Origin of the sequence: Capnocytophaga sp. oral taxon 863 str. F0517 (assembly GCF_000466425.1) — a bacterium.
Classification (GTDB): domain Bacteria; phylum Bacteroidota; class Bacteroidia; order Flavobacteriales; family Flavobacteriaceae; genus Capnocytophaga.
Window position 1 is genome coordinate 151515 of sequence record NZ_KE992155.1, and the last position, 17262, is coordinate 168776.

18 protein-coding genes are annotated in these 17262 nt (G+C 38.1%); 8 read left to right on the plus strand and 10 right to left on the minus strand.

Features of this window, described 5'->3' with window-relative positions; translation table 11 throughout:
- Nucleotides 1–30: 30 nt before the first annotated feature.
- Nucleotides 31–444, minus strand: coding sequence for a helix-turn-helix domain-containing protein (locus HMPREF1551_RS07740; RefSeq protein ID WP_021628537.1), 414 nt, complete (start codon nucleotides 442–444; stop codon nucleotides 31–33).
- A gap of 133 nt (nucleotides 445–577) precedes the next feature.
- On the opposite strand from HMPREF1551_RS07740, the gene HMPREF1551_RS07745 reads away from it, so the two are divergent.
- From HMPREF1551_RS07745 to HMPREF1551_RS13975, 3 genes are all read left to right on the plus strand, one after another.
- Nucleotides 578–1657 (plus strand): M14 family zinc carboxypeptidase, encoded by a 1080-nt coding sequence (locus HMPREF1551_RS07745; RefSeq protein ID WP_021628538.1) that lies wholly within the window; start codon nucleotides 578–580, stop codon nucleotides 1655–1657.
- Between the two features lie 64 nt (nucleotides 1658–1721).
- Nucleotides 1722–2204 (plus strand): Lrp/AsnC family transcriptional regulator, encoded by a 483-nt coding sequence (locus HMPREF1551_RS07750; protein WP_021628539.1) that lies wholly within the window; start codon nucleotides 1722–1724, stop codon nucleotides 2202–2204.
- A gap of 11 nt (nucleotides 2205–2215) precedes the next feature.
- On the plus strand, nucleotides 2216–2356 hold the full coding sequence (locus tag HMPREF1551_RS13975; protein ID WP_021628540.1) for a hypothetical protein: 141 nt from the start codon (nucleotides 2216–2218) through the stop codon (nucleotides 2354–2356).
- Between the two features lie 65 nt (nucleotides 2357–2421).
- Here HMPREF1551_RS13975 and hemA read toward each other — a convergent pair whose 3' ends face one another.
- A complete protein-coding gene (gene hemA, locus HMPREF1551_RS07755; protein WP_034544485.1) occupies nucleotides 2422–3660 on the minus strand; it encodes a glutamyl-tRNA reductase in 1239 nt (412 codons plus the stop codon).
- A 196-nt stretch (nucleotides 3661–3856) separates the two neighbouring features.
- On the opposite strand from hemA, the gene HMPREF1551_RS07760 reads away from it, so the two are divergent.
- From HMPREF1551_RS07760 to sucD, 4 genes are all read left to right on the plus strand, one after another.
- Nucleotides 3857–4747, plus strand: a complete 891-nt coding sequence (locus HMPREF1551_RS07760; RefSeq protein WP_034544486.1) for a helix-turn-helix transcriptional regulator — start codon at nucleotides 3857–3859, stop codon at nucleotides 4745–4747.
- Nucleotides 4747–5601, plus strand: coding sequence for an NADAR family protein (locus HMPREF1551_RS07765; RefSeq protein ID WP_021628543.1), 855 nt, complete (start codon nucleotides 4747–4749; stop codon nucleotides 5599–5601). Before HMPREF1551_RS07760 ends, HMPREF1551_RS07765 begins: the two co-directional genes overlap by 1 nt.
- A gap of 39 nt (nucleotides 5602–5640) precedes the next feature.
- A complete protein-coding gene (locus tag HMPREF1551_RS07770) occupies nucleotides 5641–6108 on the plus strand; it encodes a DinB family protein (RefSeq protein ID WP_021628544.1) in 468 nt (155 codons plus the stop codon).
- Between the two features lie 115 nt (nucleotides 6109–6223).
- Nucleotides 6224–7096, plus strand: coding sequence for a succinate--CoA ligase subunit alpha (gene sucD / locus HMPREF1551_RS07775; RefSeq protein WP_021628545.1), 873 nt, complete (start codon nucleotides 6224–6226; stop codon nucleotides 7094–7096).
- Nucleotides 7097–7266: 170 nt separating this feature from the next.
- Here sucD and HMPREF1551_RS07780 read toward each other — a convergent pair whose 3' ends face one another.
- The 8 genes from HMPREF1551_RS07780 to HMPREF1551_RS07815 all read right to left on the minus strand — a co-directional run bounded on the left by HMPREF1551_RS07780 (nucleotide 7267) and on the right by HMPREF1551_RS07815 (nucleotide 15925).
- A complete protein-coding gene (locus tag HMPREF1551_RS07780) occupies nucleotides 7267–7782 on the minus strand; it encodes a glutathione peroxidase (protein WP_196800720.1) in 516 nt (171 codons plus the stop codon).
- 75 nt (nucleotides 7783–7857) lie between these two features.
- Nucleotides 7858–9498, minus strand: a complete 1641-nt coding sequence (locus HMPREF1551_RS07785) for a DUF6138 family protein (protein WP_021628547.1) — start codon at nucleotides 9496–9498, stop codon at nucleotides 7858–7860.
- A 77-nt stretch (nucleotides 9499–9575) separates the two neighbouring features.
- A complete protein-coding gene (locus HMPREF1551_RS07790; protein WP_021628548.1) occupies nucleotides 9576–10070 on the minus strand; it encodes a YqiA/YcfP family alpha/beta fold hydrolase in 495 nt (164 codons plus the stop codon).
- On the minus strand, nucleotides 10067–11047 hold the full coding sequence (locus HMPREF1551_RS07795; protein ID WP_021628549.1) for a hypothetical protein: 981 nt from the start codon (nucleotides 11045–11047) through the stop codon (nucleotides 10067–10069). The genes HMPREF1551_RS07790 and HMPREF1551_RS07795 overlap by 4 nt, the downstream gene beginning before the upstream one ends.
- Nucleotides 11048–11125: 78 nt before the next feature.
- Complete coding sequence (locus HMPREF1551_RS07800) at nucleotides 11126–12523, minus strand: hypothetical protein (RefSeq protein ID WP_021628550.1); 1398 nt, start codon at nucleotides 12521–12523, stop codon at nucleotides 11126–11128.
- Complete coding sequence (locus tag HMPREF1551_RS07805; RefSeq protein WP_021628551.1) at nucleotides 12520–14931, minus strand: hypothetical protein; 2412 nt, start codon at nucleotides 14929–14931, stop codon at nucleotides 12520–12522. Before HMPREF1551_RS07805 ends, HMPREF1551_RS07800 begins: the two co-directional genes overlap by 4 nt.
- A gap of 3 nt (nucleotides 14932–14934) precedes the next feature.
- Nucleotides 14935–15246, minus strand: coding sequence for a DUF4834 family protein (locus tag HMPREF1551_RS07810; protein ID WP_021628552.1), 312 nt, complete (start codon nucleotides 15244–15246; stop codon nucleotides 14935–14937).
- 136 nt (nucleotides 15247–15382) lie between these two features.
- Nucleotides 15383–15925: a thioredoxin family protein gene (locus HMPREF1551_RS07815; protein WP_021628553.1), complete on the minus strand. Its 543-nt coding sequence runs from the start codon at nucleotides 15923–15925 to the stop codon at nucleotides 15383–15385.
- Between the two features lie 435 nt (nucleotides 15926–16360).
- Between HMPREF1551_RS07815 and HMPREF1551_RS07820 the strand changes: the two genes are divergently transcribed.
- Nucleotides 16361–17262 (plus strand): cation diffusion facilitator family transporter (locus tag HMPREF1551_RS07820; protein WP_021628554.1); only part of this gene is annotated, 902 nt, incomplete at its 3' end.

Below are 17262 nucleotides of genomic sequence, written 5' to 3' on the forward strand. Positions count from 1 at the left end.
ATTATTGTATTTTTAGATAAAGCAAATATACTACAAATTTTCAAATATTTCAAAAGAATTATCCTCGTAAAAGAAAATTATTTTTTTAATTTGTTTTTTCTCTTCTTTTATAGGATTTTCAGGCATCGTTACTGCATCTTTTACACTGTTTTCCAAATCATTAGCTTTAGGGAAAGGAATTTCAGTCGGCAGTGGAGTAGAGGAGGGGTTCTTTTCTTCCTTCGGAAAGCTACCTTTTCCGTAAAGTAGCCAGTAGAGATCTACTTCAGGATATTTGTCAACTATTTTAAGTATAAAATCAAGGCTTGGCTTATTTCTTTCCGATAATAGATGCGAAATACTGGAGCGTAACACGCCCAATCCATCAGCTAAAGCGGACGCATTGAGATCGTAATAGTTCATAATACGCTGTAAACGAGCAATAAAGTCTTGTTGTGAGAACATGATACAAAGATTTTAAATAGGATTACAAAAGTAACATATTATTTTCAGATATACAAACTATATTTTACAAAAATGAAAACTAAGTATTTCACAATAGTAAATATTATTATTTTTACTTTTGTAAAAAAATATTATGGAGGTTCCTTATTACAAAGAGACTCGTGTTGAAGGTAAGTATCTTCCTTACGGCCTTTTAGAGACAGTTCTTAAAGATTATGAGCATTGGAATATTTCAGAAGGTTTTTCAGAGAAATTATATCCTATTCCTTTGTATCGTATAGGGGAAGGAAAGAAGTGTATTCTTTTATGGTCACAGATGCATGGTAATGAAAGTACTACTACCCGAGCCCTATTGGATTTATTCAAGCTATTTGCAGAAGAAGGCTACCCTTTCAATAATTGCCAACTCTACATTATTCCAATGCTTAATCCTGATGGAGCTATACAGTATACACGTGTAAATGGTAATGGCGTAGACCTGAATCGAGATGCGGTAGCCCTTTCTCAGAGAGAAAGCCAGTTCCTTCGAAGTGTATATAATAGGATGCGCCCTCATTTTTGTTTTAATCTGCATGACCAACGGACTATTTTTGGGGTAGGAGATAAGCCAGCTACGGTATCCTTCTTAGCACCTGCGGTAGATGAAGATAGAAATGTTACTGAAGTAAGAAAGAAAGCAGCTACTATAATTACAAAAATGAATAATTATTTACAATTGTCAATTAATGGATTTGTAGGTCGATTTGACGACAGCTTTAATCCCAATTGTACAGGTGATCAATATTCGCTTTTAGGTACTCCAACTATACTTATAGAGTCAGGTTTTTACCCAGGTGACTATCAAAGAGAGCAAACACGTAAGTATATAGCCCAGGCTCTATATGTAGGACTTTCCTACATCAATGATAATAAGGTAGGTACAGAGGGATGGAAACACTATTTAGAAATTCCTGAAAATAAGAAGTGTTTTCGGGACTATTGTATCGTAGATGATAAAAACCCTGACGATAAGATTTTTGTTCAATTAGAGGAGGTATTAGAAGGAAATAAAATTATTTTTATTCCTAAACCAGTGCCAGAGAGTGAAGGGAAGGATTTTTTAGCACATAAGACCTATCAATTATCCGAGATTTGCTTGGGAAATAATTGCAATATTCGCAGTTGTATTCCTGATATATTGGCGTATATCCGAAAAGAAGTAGAGAATATATAATTTTTTTGTACTTCCTTTGTCGTTATATCAAAAAAATTCCTATCTTTGCGCAAAAATAAAAAGTATGGCAGCACGATTTAAGTTAGATGAAATAGACCACAAAATTCTAGACATGCTTATTGAGAATACCCGTATGCCTTTCACAGATATAGCTAAAGCTTTGGATGTATCGGCCGGTACGGTACATATTCGGGTGAGAAAGATGGAAGAATCAGGTATTATCAAGAGTTCTACCCTTACGGTAGATTATGATAAGATAGGGTATACCTTCGTGGCTTATGTGGGTATTTTCTTGGAGAAAAATCACCAAACCCAATTTGTAATAGAGCGACTCACAGAGATTCCTTATATTACACAAGCAAGTATCATTAGTGGAAAGTACAATATTTTGTGCAAAATCCGTGCTCGTGATACCAAGCATGCCAAGGAAATTATCTTTATGATAGATGATATTCAGGGGGTTTATAGAACAGAAAGTATGATCTCTATGGAGGAGAGTATTAGCGACAAAAAGCGCCTGTTACACACTGTATTTAAAGAACTGTAAAAATAATTGATATGAACATTCTATCCTTTTTCCCATTGTACAATCATACCAATGGGACAATGATGATCCTTCTCTTTGCCTTGGTATGCCTTATGCTTACTTATGTGGTAGTGTCTATTATTAGTAAGAACCAAAAGAGAAAAAATCTGTAGTTAATAAGCAGTGGTTAGTGATTAGTTTCTAAGACTAATCACTAACCACTAACTACTAGTGTCTATTACAACTCAAATACTTCTTTTATAAGAGAGAGGCTCTGCTCGGGAGCGGAAGTTTCTTTGAGATGGTTGATAAATCGGGTCGTGATTTTTTGGATAATTCGTTCTCCTATGATATCGGCTTGTGGCTGGTTGAAATCGGCTATTTTCTTGCGTTGGAAGTCTATTTCTCCTTCTTTGATAGTTTCTAAGGATTGCTTGAGTGCCTGAATAATAGGAGCAAAACGACGGTTTTGTAGCCATTGGTCGAACTCTGTCTTGATCTCCTCTATAATCTGTTGCGCTTGAGGTACAAATTCCTTTCTACGTTCTAGGGTGTCATCGGTCATTTGGGAGAGGTAGTCCATATGGATAAGAGTTACCTTATCCAATTCCTGCACCTCTGGCGCTACATTTTTAGGAATAGAAAGATCAAGTACGAGCATTTCTCTGTCCTTAGGGAGCATTTCCTTGGTAATAGTAGGGGTTTTGCTACCGGTAGCCACTACCAAAACGTCTGTTTGGGTAAGTTCCTGCTTTAGAGTATCAAAATCTTTAACCAATACATTGAACCTTTCTGCTATTTCTTGTGCTTTTTCCTTAGTACGGTTAATGAGGGTTATGTGCTCATTTTGGGTATGCTTGATGAGGTTTTCACAGGTGTTGCGACCGATCTTTCCTGTACCAAAAAGCAGTATATTCTTTTGGGAAATATCCGCTACATTTTGTAGGATATATTGTACAGAAGCAAAAGATACGGAGGTCGCCCCAGAGGAGAGTTCAGTTTCGTTCTTGATACGCTTACTGGCTTGGATCACACAGTTGAGCAAGCGTTCCATATAGGCGTTAATCAGGTTGTATTTTTTAGCTAAAGAGAAAGACTTCTTCAGTTGGCTGATCACCTCGAAATCGCCCAAAATTTGACTGTCTAATCCCGTTCCTACATGGAAGAGATGGTTAATAGCCTCTTTATTCTTGTAGATGTATCCTACTTTTTCAAAATCCTCAAGGCTTGCCTTACAGTGAGTGCATAGCTTTTGGATTAGTTGGAAAGGGTGTTGAGCAAAGCCATAGAGTTCTGTACGGTTACAAGTGGAGATGATGGCCAGTCCCTCCATCCCCTCTTCTTGGGCACACTTTAGGATCTGTTCTTGGTGTTCTTCATCAAGACTAAAAAGCCCGCGCATATCCGCATCTGCCTTCTTGTAACTAATTCCAATGGTATAAAAATAAGTTTCTTTTTGAGTAGTATTTTTAGTCATTAGTATATCCATAAAACCGAATGCAAAAATAAGGTTATATTCTGAAAAAAAATAGCGCTTGAAGTTCTTTTTTTTACTCTAAAAGGACTCTCTCTGCGTTTTGAATTATTAATAACTGTAAATCAGTGTTTTAGTATTATTCAATCATAAAAATATAGAAAAAGTCTAAATAAGAAAACTTAAAAAGTAGTCTATGATGTCTATAGAAAATATCGCTCAAAGTACCTCCATACTCCATGAAGTGGAAGAGGGAATTTTTGTTTTTCAAAAAGAAAATGAAAGTAATGATTATGAGAATGTTAGTCTGGATATCAAGCAGTATTTTATTCAGTTTCATTTCTGTGATAGGGGAGCGGTAACCTTTGTTTTTCATGACGGAAACTACACCTTGCCACTGAAGGAGATGGAAAGCCTTTTGCTTTATAATCCTAAGGAATTACTCCCTGTACAAGTGCGCTTGGCTCCTGAGGCAGCTCTTTTCTCACTTTTTATTACCATAGGAAAGTTCCACAGGCTGTTCTTGGAGGAGTCGGGAGTGATTGATTTTCTTTCTCCTACACGCAAAAATCAGAAATACTATACTTCTTCTGCCATTTCTCCACAGCTTTCTGTAATCTTACACCAGATACGTAGCACACACTTGCATACAAGTGTCTATCCGCTGTATCTTAAAGCTAAGGTATATGAGCTATTGAGCTTGTATTTTAATAAAAACCAAGAGGCAGAGAGTGAGGCTTGTCCATTTCTCTCCAATGAGGAAAATGTACAGAAGATTCGCAAAGCTAAGGAAATTGTTCTTAGGCGTATGACCTCTCCGCCTTCCTTGCAAGAGCTTGCCGCTGAAGTAGGTATTTCCCTAAAAAAACTCAAAAGTGGTTTTAAGCAGATCTATGGGGAGTCTGTCTATGGTTTTCTCTTTGATTACAAAATGGAGCTGGCACGTAAGTGGCTCACCACCGAGCAGTACAATGTCAATGAACTCTCCCTCAAGCTGGGCTATAGTATGCCCAGCCACTTTATAGCTGCCTTTAAAAAGAAATTTGGAACTACTCCAAAGAAATATATAGTTACAAAAAATACTTTATAATGAAACCAACATTTGAACTTATGACTCCTCCTTGGATTAAGTATCCAGAGCTTTCAGAATTTACCATAGGCTGGCGTATGGGCTATGGCGAAGCCTATGGTTATGATTTCTGGGATTGGTATAGAGCACTTACTACAGCACAACAACAGGAGTACCAAGCTCTGTATCCTCGTCCTTGTTTTTGGCATTTAAATACTTGGAAACCGAGAGTTTCGCTAGAAGAATTAAGTTCTGAGAAGAATGATTACTATTATGGAAATAATCGTATTCCCTTTTGGCAACCCAAAGGTGCTTATAAGTACTCTATAGCGACCTTTATCAATTCGGCAAAGAAGCCTAAGTTTGTTTTCTTTTGGAAGCCCAATGCAGAGGTAGTAGATGAATCTTGTTTTTCACAATGGCAACCTTCTCTTTTTCAAGTGAATGCTTATGACTATTCTTGTGCTGAGCAGTATATGATGGCTGAGAAAGCACGTTTGTTTGGTGATAAAGAGGTGGAGGAAGAAATCATGAACACCCCCGATCCTAAACTGATGAAGGCCTTGGGGAGGAAAGTGCGCAACTTTGACCCTCAGGTGTGGGACAAAGTCAAATACAGTATTGTACTGAATGGAAATTACTACAAATTCACTCAGAATAAGGAAATGATGGACTTTTTGCTCTCTACCGGTGATAAAATATTAGTAGAAGCGAGTCCACTCGATACCATTTGGGGGATAGGCTTAGGCAAAGACAACGAGAAAGCACATAACATCGCCTCATGGCGTGGCAAGAACCTGTTAGGATTTGCGCTCATGGAAGTAAGGGACGAGATTAGGAAACTTTATCAAAATGTACATTTGCTAAAAAAATAAAAAGTACTACCTTTGCACCGAATTTTAAATATAACAACAATGAAAGAATTGCTTACACCAGAGGCACTACTGACCAATTTCAAGGATGTACGCGCTTTGACCCGTAAGGTCATTGAAGCTTTTCCAGAGAAGGAATTTTTTGAGTTTAACATTGCTAATCTACGGCCTTTTTCAGGGATGGTAGAGGAGTTCCTAAGAGTTATGGACTATCTTTTTAAAGAGAGATTTCAAGAGAGACATACGCTTTTCTTGGAAGGCAATTTTCCTACTACCAAAGCTGAAGTATTGGCTTTATGGGACAGAGCAACAGAAATTCTCGATCGTGAATGGAAAGAAGTAGGAGATTTTACCCAACCTCTGACTATCTATCAAATGACCTTTAGCTTTGCTCAATGGATATTGTACTTTATTGAAAATGAAAGTCACCATAGGGGACAGGGCTATACTTATCTTAGAGCCTTACAGATAGAGCCACCTTTCTTCTGGGGAAGAGAAAGTTTTCAATAGTGACTAATGACAAGTCACTAATGATTAATGTTACAAATCATTGAACATTATTTCGTTTTTTCTTTGGAAAATTGAAAATAAATGATTAACTTTGTACTCTAAAAAATTCAAACCAATGAGTGTATTAGTAAATAAGAATTCAAAAATCCTTGTACAAGGTTTTACAGGGAGTGAAGGAACTTTCCATGCGGAGCAAATGATTCAATATGGAACCAATGTAGTAGGAGGGGTAACTCCGAACAAAGGAGGACAAACACACTTAGGAAAGCCCGTTTTCAACTCTGTAAAAGAGGCGGTAGAGAAAGTAGGAGCGGATACTTCTATCATCTTTGTACCACCTGCATTTGCCGCAGATGCCATTATGGAAGCGGCTGAAGCAGGGATTAAAGTCATTATCACCATCACAGAGGGAATTCCTGTGGCTGACATGGTAAAGGTAGCCGCCTATATCAAGGACAAAGGTTGTCGCCTAATAGGGCCTAACTGCCCAGGGGTTATTACTCCAGAAGAAGCGAAAGTAGGTATTATGCCTGGCTTTGTGTTCAAGAAAGGAAAGGTAGGTATTGTTTCTAAATCAGGTACGCTTACTTATGAAGCGGCTGACCAAGTAGTACGCCAAGGCTTGGGTATCTCTACCGCAATAGGTATCGGAGGTGATCCAATCATTGGTACCACTACCAAAGAAGCGGTAGAACTCTTTATGAATGACCCAGAGACTGAAATTATCGTAATGATAGGTGAAATCGGTGGTCAGCTAGAAGTAGAAGCTGCTCGCTGGATCAAGGAAACAGGTAACAAGAAACCTCTAGTAGGCTTTATCGCTGGAGAAACAGCCCCTAAGGGACGTACTATGGGGCATGCGGGTGCCATCGTTGGTGGTAGTGAAGATACCGCTGAAGCGAAAAAACGTATCATGCGTGAATGTGGAATCCATGTGGTAGATTCTCCAGCAAAAATTGGTGAGAAAGTAAAAGAGGTATTGAAATAAGCACTATAAAACAACAATCAGAGGCTAAGGCAATGGACTTTAGCCTCTCTTTTTATAGTATATAGGAAATTCCTATAATTTATATTATGTAAAATAGAATATATAATGATTAATGCCAATAAGGATCATGGAAATTTTATTAATCCTTATTGGCATTGAATATCAATTCATTACTCACCAATCCATTCTATCACTTCTGGATCATTAGGAAGGGTTTTTGGATCGATGACTTTCTCTAAGTGTCCGTCCTTTCCAATAAGGTATTTTTGGAAGTTCCAGCTTACCTTGGAGTCCATGACACCATTCTTAGCTTTCTGGGTAAGAAACTGATACAGAGGGTGCATATCCTTACCCTTGACAGAAATCTTGCTCATCATAGGAAAACTTACCCCATAATTCACCTGACAGAATGTGGCAATCTCTTCATTGGTTCCTGGTTCTTGTTTGAGGAAATTATTGGCGGGAAATCCTATGATGACAAAGTCCTTGTCCTTATACTGTTGGTATAGTGCTTCTAACTCCTTGTATTGAGGAGTTAGTCCGCACTTGGAGGCGGTATTGACAATCATCACTTTCTTGCCTTGTAGACTTGACAGTGGAAATGCTTTCCCTGTAATGTCCTCTACTTCAAATTGGTAAATCGTTTGGTCGTTCATTTGTTTTTTGGTTTGTGCTTTTCCTATCATAATTCCTATGAGGAAAAGGAGGATTAATTTACTTACTTTCATTTTTAATTATTAATTTATTAATGGTTGTTAGAGTTAATTTTTTATCTTTTTCTTCCACTGCTTGCCGTAGATGGCGTAATAGATATCTTCTTCGTAATATTTGTAAAAACCTGGTTCTTTGTTAGCCATAAAGAAGGCTTCTTTTTCCTTGAGGAATTTTGCGAGTAACTCCTTATTCTCTGGCTTTTCCATTTCTTTTTCCAAATTCTTGAATACCATATCAAACTGTGCCGAGGTGATTCCTTGGCAGATAAGTGGTAAGGATTTTTCATTCACTCCGTAACGGTCGATAAGGGCACTAACGAAATACTTGTGTACCATTTGGTGCTCGTCGTCTAATAGTTCAAAATATTTGGTAACTAAGGGGAAATACTCCTCCCCTATCAAGCCTAATCCAAAAACAGCATAACTACCTGGCATACAGTTTTTCTCTCCTTCTTCTACATCATTGTACCACTGGAATTCTTTCATAGCTACCTTGGCATAAGCTACCAATTTAGGGCACAACTCCTTGTATTGTAGCGCTTGGGCAAAAAAGTGATGGGTTGGTGACTTGGCAATCCCTTTGATAGGTAAAAACTGTTTAGGGGCTTTGCTACTGAACTTGATATGGTAGCTGGCAGGGAAATCAGCCTTGAGCAGGGCGATGATAAAATCCAACGCTTTGTCGTAAGCCGTAGCCGATTCTTGCTTGATTTTCACACTAATTTGAGCAAAGACATCATTGGCATCGCATTCCACTTCACTATCCTTGTAATGGATAAGATTGTTTGGCAAGATGCCTGTCCCCTCTTTGAGGTACATAGCCGCTTTTTTAGAGCCTAATTCCTTAGCGGCACGTTCTAAATCCTCACAAGCAAACTTTACATCCCAACTATATTTTTTGTATTTGATCTGCCAAAGGGCTTGTGCCACAAATAGGTTTAGTTTGGCGTTATCTATATCTTTGGCTTGCAAACCTTCCTTGAGCGTATATTTCTTTGACCAATCACTTCCTTCTACTTTGTAATATAGCTTCATAAAAACCTTTTCCTTCCAAACTCTAGTATGGTAAAGCAAGCACCATTGATACTCTTCTAAAGTCTTTTTCCACTTAGGATCTATGAGGGTAATCCCTTTGCTGAGAATCTCAATCACCTTGTCCTCACTATAGCCAGTGAGTTCAAAATCAAAAAGTTTATTAAAGAAAGTATGCACTTCCTTCTCTTTCATTTTTTCGGTCGCTTCATAGATTACCTTTTGTATATAGGCATCTAATCTTTCTTTGAGTTCTGCCTTGCGCTCAGGGTGTTCCAATCGCAGTTGCTTGCGGGCGTGATGCCCTGAGGCTGAAAGAAAATCAAACACTAAGGTAAGTTTGTACCCAAAGCAATAATAAAGCTCAGGATTAAAGAACATTTGAGTAAGTTGTTCTTCCAAAGCAGGAAGCAACTCATTGTCTATGAAATCATCAGGAAGCTGATCAAAGTCTTTGATGGTAATAGAAGGACTACCCGAATATTCTTTAGGCGTATTATTAAACGTTATTTTATCCTTTCGCTGTTTTATTTTGAAATAATCAGTAATACCTTCCCAGAGTTCATTTCTTCCATAAGGCTTCTTAGGGAGATCTAATCGGTCAAAGGTAGCAGTTACCCTTGATAGTATTTCTTGGATGATGATTTCTGTGTTCATTATTTTTGAGTTTAAGCTTTTTATAGATAAAGAGCTGTAAGCTCACGCCAGTTTAGGGGCTGACTACTGACAGCTGCTTACTGACTACTGATTTTGTCAAAGAAAAATTTCAATTCTTGAGAGAAAATCTCAATGGGAAAACTGTGTTCCATAGCTTGGATCAGGTGTATATCTATCTGTTGTTCGGGAACTTTATTGGCTAAGGCTATGGGCAGGCTTTCTTTGTAGGGAATCACCATGTCCTGCACCCCCATTACAAGGAGCATATATTGCTTATACTGCTTGTCCCAAAAAGGGGCAAAAGGCATCTGATGCTGGTAGTTCAGTGCAGGATTGAAAAGAAGACAAGGCTTTTGTAGCTTTTGAGCTAAAAAATAACCCACTAAGCCTCCAGCACTGGAGCCAATAATAGCGCTAATATCCTTATACTCATGGCATAATTGGCCAAATAGTTCTGGATTATTCTTATAATCAAAGGTAGGGGCTATCACTTCTCCATAAGGGAAAAGTACCGCTGCCCTATCGGTTTGCAAATGGCTATCTAAGCCATGTAGGTATAGAATTTTTTTCATAATCCGTTAGAGGTATGGTAAGAATACTTCACTTGAGTTTGGCGTTTTATTTCACCCTGTACATAAGTGGTTTTTTGAATGAGTTGTCCCTTGACATCATACTGATAAATGGTTCTTTCTTGCTCTGTATCTCCTTGGTAAGAGATCTCCTGTAAGCGCTTGTCGTAGGGAGTATATAGGAAAAATTGGCGAAGCTGCTCCATACCTTCTGCATTGTATAATGTATATTTGGAGAGGGCGCCTCGGTGATTATAGAGATAGGACTCTGTGGTGGTGATGCTATCCTTTTCGCTGATATAGGTAAGCTGTTGCTCCTGCCCTACATAGCTGTAACGTATGCGGCGCGGGGCATTGCTCTGCTTATAGTTGTAAGCAAATTTTTCCTCTATAAGGCTGTCTTTGTTATATTTGAAGCTCTCTTTTTCTTTCAGTAGCCATAGTGACATATAGTGGTAATAAGTTTCTTTTTCCTGCTTGAGTCCCTTTTCATTATACTTATAGACTTCCTTGGAAAAGGGTTGCCATTTTTTATCTTGGGGCTGATATTGATATTCGATTATATTGGAGAGATTTCCATGCTTATCATAGTCTATCTCATATCGACTGAATAAGGATAGGCTATCTAAGAATTCATAAGAGTATCGATTGACCTCATAGCCTAAGGTATCATAGGTATGATTGATAAGTTTTCTTGTAGTACGATTGTTATTAAGAGATTTACAGATGTAGTTTTCGGCAATAATCCGATGTTCGGAGTCATAATACCACAAGAATTGTTCCTGAAAATCTTTGTTTGTATAATAATTTTCCCGCAAATAACCTTCTCTATCATAGATCAATAGCTGTTCATCCTCCTTTATTTGAGATATTTTCCCTGTAAGGGTGTCTTTGATAAAAGAATAATTTACAGAAATCTGTGTATAGATAAGCTCCTCCTCTACCTCTTTCTTCAAGTCTGGTTGAGGCTTTTTGGCCATAGGTTTTTTGGGAGGTGTCGCAGTACAAGAGAATAACAAAGGTAATAAAAAAATATAAAATAATCTCATCAAACAAGCTTAATTAGTGTTTTTATTTTCTATTCTAAAAATAGGATATACCCACAGGCTATCCTTAGGTGTAGATAAGAAAGGAAATGTATTTGTACGCATAAAGCGGTTATTGGCATGTGGTTCTAAGGTTTCCAACAGATACTTACGTCCCCTCTGTTGGGTAGGAATCAGTATATCTCCCTTTCTTACAGCTACTTTTTGCCTTTGTGATAGCAGCTTCTTTCTTATGTTCTGAAGATCCAGTAGCGGCAAGCTATCTTTAGTGGTCTTTAGCACATAAGAGCGTACATCCATAAGTGAATCTTTCTCTATAGAGGTCATTTCTATGGCATTATCTTTGAAATGTGCTATCATATCTGTAAAAAGTTGAGGAATAATATAGGCCTCTGGAATATGAATTGTATCTTTGGATTCAGAGAGTATATATTTCTGCTGTTGTAGTAGTTCTTTACTATCTAATTCCTGCAAATTCTTAATCAGTTCCCTATGTGAATTGGCAATTAAGATAATACTCTTGAGGGCACTATGGAGTTCTTCGACACGCTTTTTGTAAGGAATTCCCTTGTGTGTAGCGATATAAAGCCCTAAAGTGTTCCACAAAGAAGTATAACCAATAGAGGTATCAGGGATTTTAAGAGCTATGGGGTCATATTGTAGTCTTTTTTGAGCGATACTATCCACGCTCCTACTAAGCCCCCCCAAGGAGTCATTGAGCTGTGGAATGAGATTTTCTTTAAGGTAATACCTTATCTTCCCCATATTTTCTGTAGGGGCACTTTGGAAATAGAGAACTTCCCCATTTTTCTTAGCCTTTAGGGTACGAGTATCTACAAATATATGAGGGGACAATTGGTGGAAAATAGCTACAAAAGATTGGGTATTTAGGCTTTTATTTTCTATAAAATCCTCTGATAAGTCTCTATTTATAAAGGTATTGATATTATTTTTAAAAAATGGATCTTGTTCTATTTGTGCCAAATAATTCATCATGGGAATGGTGGCCACGACCGTATTTTCAGGGATTTCTATTTGCTTTTGTGCTAAGTTTCGCATGAGCTGCATACTGGCATCAATCCCCTCCTGATCGTCGGAGGTACTTCCATTGGCAATCAGGATAATGAGTTTGTCCTTTTTGATACGGTTGAAATCAAAAACACCCTCATTGTTATATACAACCAAATACAAGGGAATCCCACTATCGGTTTTTCCCATCGTTTTAAGGGAAATAGAGCCATAATTAGTGGCCAGTTTTTTATAAAAATCAATTGTTTCTTGATAAGAGACCTTGGGAGTACCTTCTGAGAGTTCAAAAGGGGTTACAAAGTCCTCCTCAGGGGTAAAAATAGGGGTATCACAAGCTGAAAATAGAATAGCTATCAGAACCCATATAGATAATATTTTCATTCCTTTGTGCGTAACTTTTTATTTGTCAAAATCATGCCCATGGCAATAAGTACGAAGGCAATCGTAGAAGCCAAGGAAATATACCCACCTGTTTGCACAATTTTGGGGGCAAAGGTGAAGGTAAGTGTGTGTTTCCCTGCGGGGACAACTACAGCTCTGAGGATATAATCTACCTGATGGATAGGAAGCGGTGTGGTATCATCCAAAACAGCTGTCCAGCCATGTGGGTAATAGATCTCTGAGAAGACGGCCAATCCTTCTGCTTGATTTTCAGTGGTATATACCAATCTATCGGGTTCATACTTCTTTAGTGTAATAGAAGCCAAGCTGTCTACAGGGTAGCGTGTATCCTTAAGAGAACGGTCTATAGTTACAGCTTGTGTCTTAGGAGAAAGGGTATCCAAGGACTGCATGAGCTTATCGGCATTCTCAAGGACGGAAAGTTGCTTTACAAACCATGCATTACCCAGTGCCTCTGGGTTTTGTATTACTTGAATAGCACCTGATCTGTCTGTTTGTAAAATATACTTTACATTGAGTAAATTAAGAACTTGGTTATTTTTATTTTTGTAAAGTTGGTAATCGAATAGCTCTTGTACCCTTCTAGGCTTAGCGGCATGATACCCTCCTACGGAGTGGAAGTTATAGGAAGTTCTGGCTCCATTGAGCCCTTCTTGAACTGAAAAAACTCGATAATAACTCTTGTCCTCTCGTATTTTTTCTTCCTCTGGGGATAGGGTGAAATAGTTTTCTTTTTCAGAAGGGAAAGCGTAATTCTCTTCACTGAGATAGCGCGTAGTTACTCCTGCTATATCAGCTACCAAAAGAATAGAAATAAGCACAAAGGCTACTTTTTCTTTGATTTTAGTTATAGTAAACAGATATAACACTCCAAAAGCAAGGACAACATAGGCAAAACTTCTGAAAATATCGGTTGTATACATAGCCTCTCTATCCTGCCTGATGAGTTGCATCAGTTCTTCTCCATAGGCTTGGGCATAATAGGCATCACTGGCCCCTACAAAAGAAAGACTTCCTTTGGCAAGCCAAAGTAACAATAGAAGGCCTGCTACGATACCTCCAGTATAGTACAGATATTGTTTGTAATGCGCTCTTTTCTCGTCTGTCAAGTAAGTATAAAGTCCCAATATAGCCAAGACAGGCATACAGAACTCTAAAATAGTCTGTACAGAGGATACGGCTCGGAACTTATTGTAAAGCGGGAAATAGTCTATCATTAGGTCGGTGAGCAGGTTGAAATTCTTCCCCCATGAAAGCAGTAAAGAGAGTATAACCCCAGCCAAGAGCCACCATTTAGCCCTTTGTCTTACTACAAAAAGGGCTAAGACAAAGAAAAAGAAAGTGAGTATTCCTACATAAGCCGGTGCAGCCACTATGGGTTGATCACCCCAATAGGTGGGTAAGTGTCGGGTGAACTCCAGTACCTGTTCTCTGGGATAACTGTGTATAAGTCGTTCATACACAGCTGATTTTTCTCCCAAATTTTCATGATTGGATCCTCCCAAAAGGCGTGGTACAACCAGGTTCAGGCTTTCATACACGCCATAGCTATATTCGGTGATATAGTCCTTACTTAGTCCATGTGTATGTCCTTTAGGAGTCCCGTCAGCATTGAGCAACAAGTCCGACTTTCCTCGAGTACTAAAAGCCTCGTACTCCTTGGTCGTTAGTAGCAAAGTGGCATTCATCAGTACAGCGAGTAAGGCTGCTGCCACAAGTGTAAAAAGAGATTTTACAAAAGGCCTCCACTCCTTGCTAAGAATGGTTTGGTAAAGCTCATAGGCTCCCAAAACCAAAACCAATAGCAGTAAGTAGTAGGTCATCTGGAAGTGGTTGGCACTAATCTCCAAGGCTAAAGCTAAAGTTGTGAGCAGAAATGCCCATAGGTATTTCCGCTGGAAAGCTAAGACAATTCCTGCCAAAACGAACCCGAAATAGCCTATAGCATGTGCCTTAGCATTGTGCCCCACCGTAAGGATAATAATAAGATAGGTGGAAAGCCCAAAGGCCAGTGCTCCCAAGAAGGCATATCGATAGCGCACTTTCATGGCCAATAGGAAGACATAGAAGCCTAAGAAATAAAGAAATAAGTAGTCAGCAGGGCGTGGAAGAAAGCGAATCGCTCTATCCAATTGTTTGATATAGTTGTACGGATATTCAGCCCCCAGTTGGTAGGTAGGCATCCCCCCGAAGGCACTATTTGTCCAATAGCTCTCCCTGACTTCACGAAAGTCATTCCGCTCCTTGGACATGCCTATATATTGCACTATATCACTCTGTTGGATCTCCTTACCTTGTAGAACGGGGTAGAAGAAAGCCAAGGATATCCCCATAAATAGCAATATACAAGCCATATGAGGAAGTAATTTTTGGATTTTTTCTTTCATCTGTTATTCTATTTCTTCAAAATCAATGTATTCTCCGACTATTTTCTTATCTTTTTTCTGCTGATTTCCTCCGGATGTACTATATTTAGCTTGGGTATTTCTGGGACTCTGATAGTAAGTTTGTTGGGTATTACTTTGTCCTTGGAAAGGAGCATCTCGGAACAGCTCCTTTTCTACTGTATTCATATGTCTTTTGATTAGAAAACGCAAAGCAAAAGGAATCAGCAGCATACCTATCCAAAATAAGCAAGCAAGCACTAAAAAGATGGTAAATAACATCCCTAAAAAATCCATGAAAGAGGCTTGTTGTATCATAATTTAATTTTTTGCCAAAAGTACATTTTTTCTCATTACTAACCAAATTTTCTTAGAGAAAGTTTTGAGGGTTAAAAAAAATCATCTCAAGGCAGGCCTTGAGATGATAAAAATCAAAAATGTAATAAATATGAAATCAATTCTTGAAAGTTCCTTTGAATGTCTTCAAATACTTATCATAAGCCTCCTGAGTGGTTACTGTTAGATAAGTATTGTTACCAACAAATTTGATAACAGGTTCCAGCTGAGTGGCTGTCATATAACCTACAATAGGAAATATAGGAGTTCCCTTTTCATCAAAAATAAGCATGGTAGGATAGGAGTTCACCCCTAAGGCTCCTGCAAAATCATGAGGATAGTTGCGGGTATTAGCTTTGGCAGGATCATAACCTCTGTTGGTATAAGTAGTTCCTTTGTAGCTTACCTCTTCATTGCCTTCAGCGTTGAATTTTACAGCATAGAAATTGTCATTGATATACTTTACAAAATCTTTATTCTTGAAAGTCCTCTCTGACAACAATCTACAAGGGCCACACCAAGTAGTATATACATCTACGAATATCTTCTTTGGTGTCTTCTGTTGTGCTGCTAAAGCATCATTCATGCTCATCCAGTTGATCTCCTGTGCAGAACTTACCATTGCTACCAACAGGAAAAATAGTGAAAAAATTTGTTTCATGAATTCTTATTTAATTTCCATAACTGTACATCAAAAATAGTGCCAAACTTCTTTATTGCCTAACATATGCCTCTGTATATGGTGCCTATACAAGCCCGCTCTTCTCCCTTATTATTTGTTATTTTTTACTTTAAAAATTCAATTAATTGTATGGTTATCATGTTTTTAAATCATGTAATATAAATAAAAAAATCATATTTAAACAGAAAAATATATGTAACCTACTGAAAACAAGTAGTTTAATACATATTTATAAAATCGATTATTTGTAAATTAATTTTAAAATAAATGAAATATATAGTTTATATAACTATATATAATAATATGAAAACCAATCATTTAAATATTAAAATAAAATATATATGAGAGAAGTAGATTTTTTTCGCTACCTTTGTATTGCTTTTTAGCTGTAAATTTAATTCTAAAAAACCTGTCATGGAGAAGAAGGTACCGCACCAAACTGCCTTTTTTAGCATTTTTGCCAACTTGGTTTTGGCAGGAGTGAAGGTCAGTGCTGGAATATGGGGAAATTCTTATGCTTTGATTGCCGATGGGATAGAATCTATTTCCGATGTATTTTCATCCTTCTTGGTATTTATAGGCTTGAAATATGCAGAAAAACCAGCCGATAAGAACCATCCTTACGGACATGGAAAGATAGAGCCTTTGGTTACTTTTTTCGTTGTAGGACTACTGATCGCCTCTGCCCTACTGATTGCTTACCAAAGCTACCAAAATATCCTTATCCCCCACCAAAGTCCCAAGGCTTGGACCTTGCTGCTCTTAGGGGGGATTATTCTGTGGAAAGAAATAAGTTTTCGTATTGTCCTAAGAGACAGTAAGAAGACGGGGAGTACCTCCCTCAAGGCGGATGCTTGGCACCATAGGGCTGATGCTATTACCTCTGTAGCAGCCTTTATCGGGATTAGTATTGCTTTACTCTGTGGAGAAGGATATGAAACGGCGGACGATTGGGCTGCATTGATTGCCTCGGGTATTATATTGGTCAATGCTTATCTTATTTTCCGTCCTGCTCTTGGGGAGATTTTAGATGAGGATATGTATGACGATTTGTTGCAGAAAATCAAGCTGTTATCCAAGGAGGTAACAGGTGTATTGGCTATAGAAAAATGCCATATTAGGAAAACAGGCATGTCCTATTGTGTGGATATTCACATGATTGTCAATGGAAATATCACAGTAAAAGAAGGTCATGATATTGCCCATAGGCTCAAGGATACCCTACAGGAGCAAATCCCCTCTATAGCATCGGTACTGATCCATGTAGAACCCGATTATAAGGAACGTGAGTTCGACTTAAGCGGCAATTCTTTTCA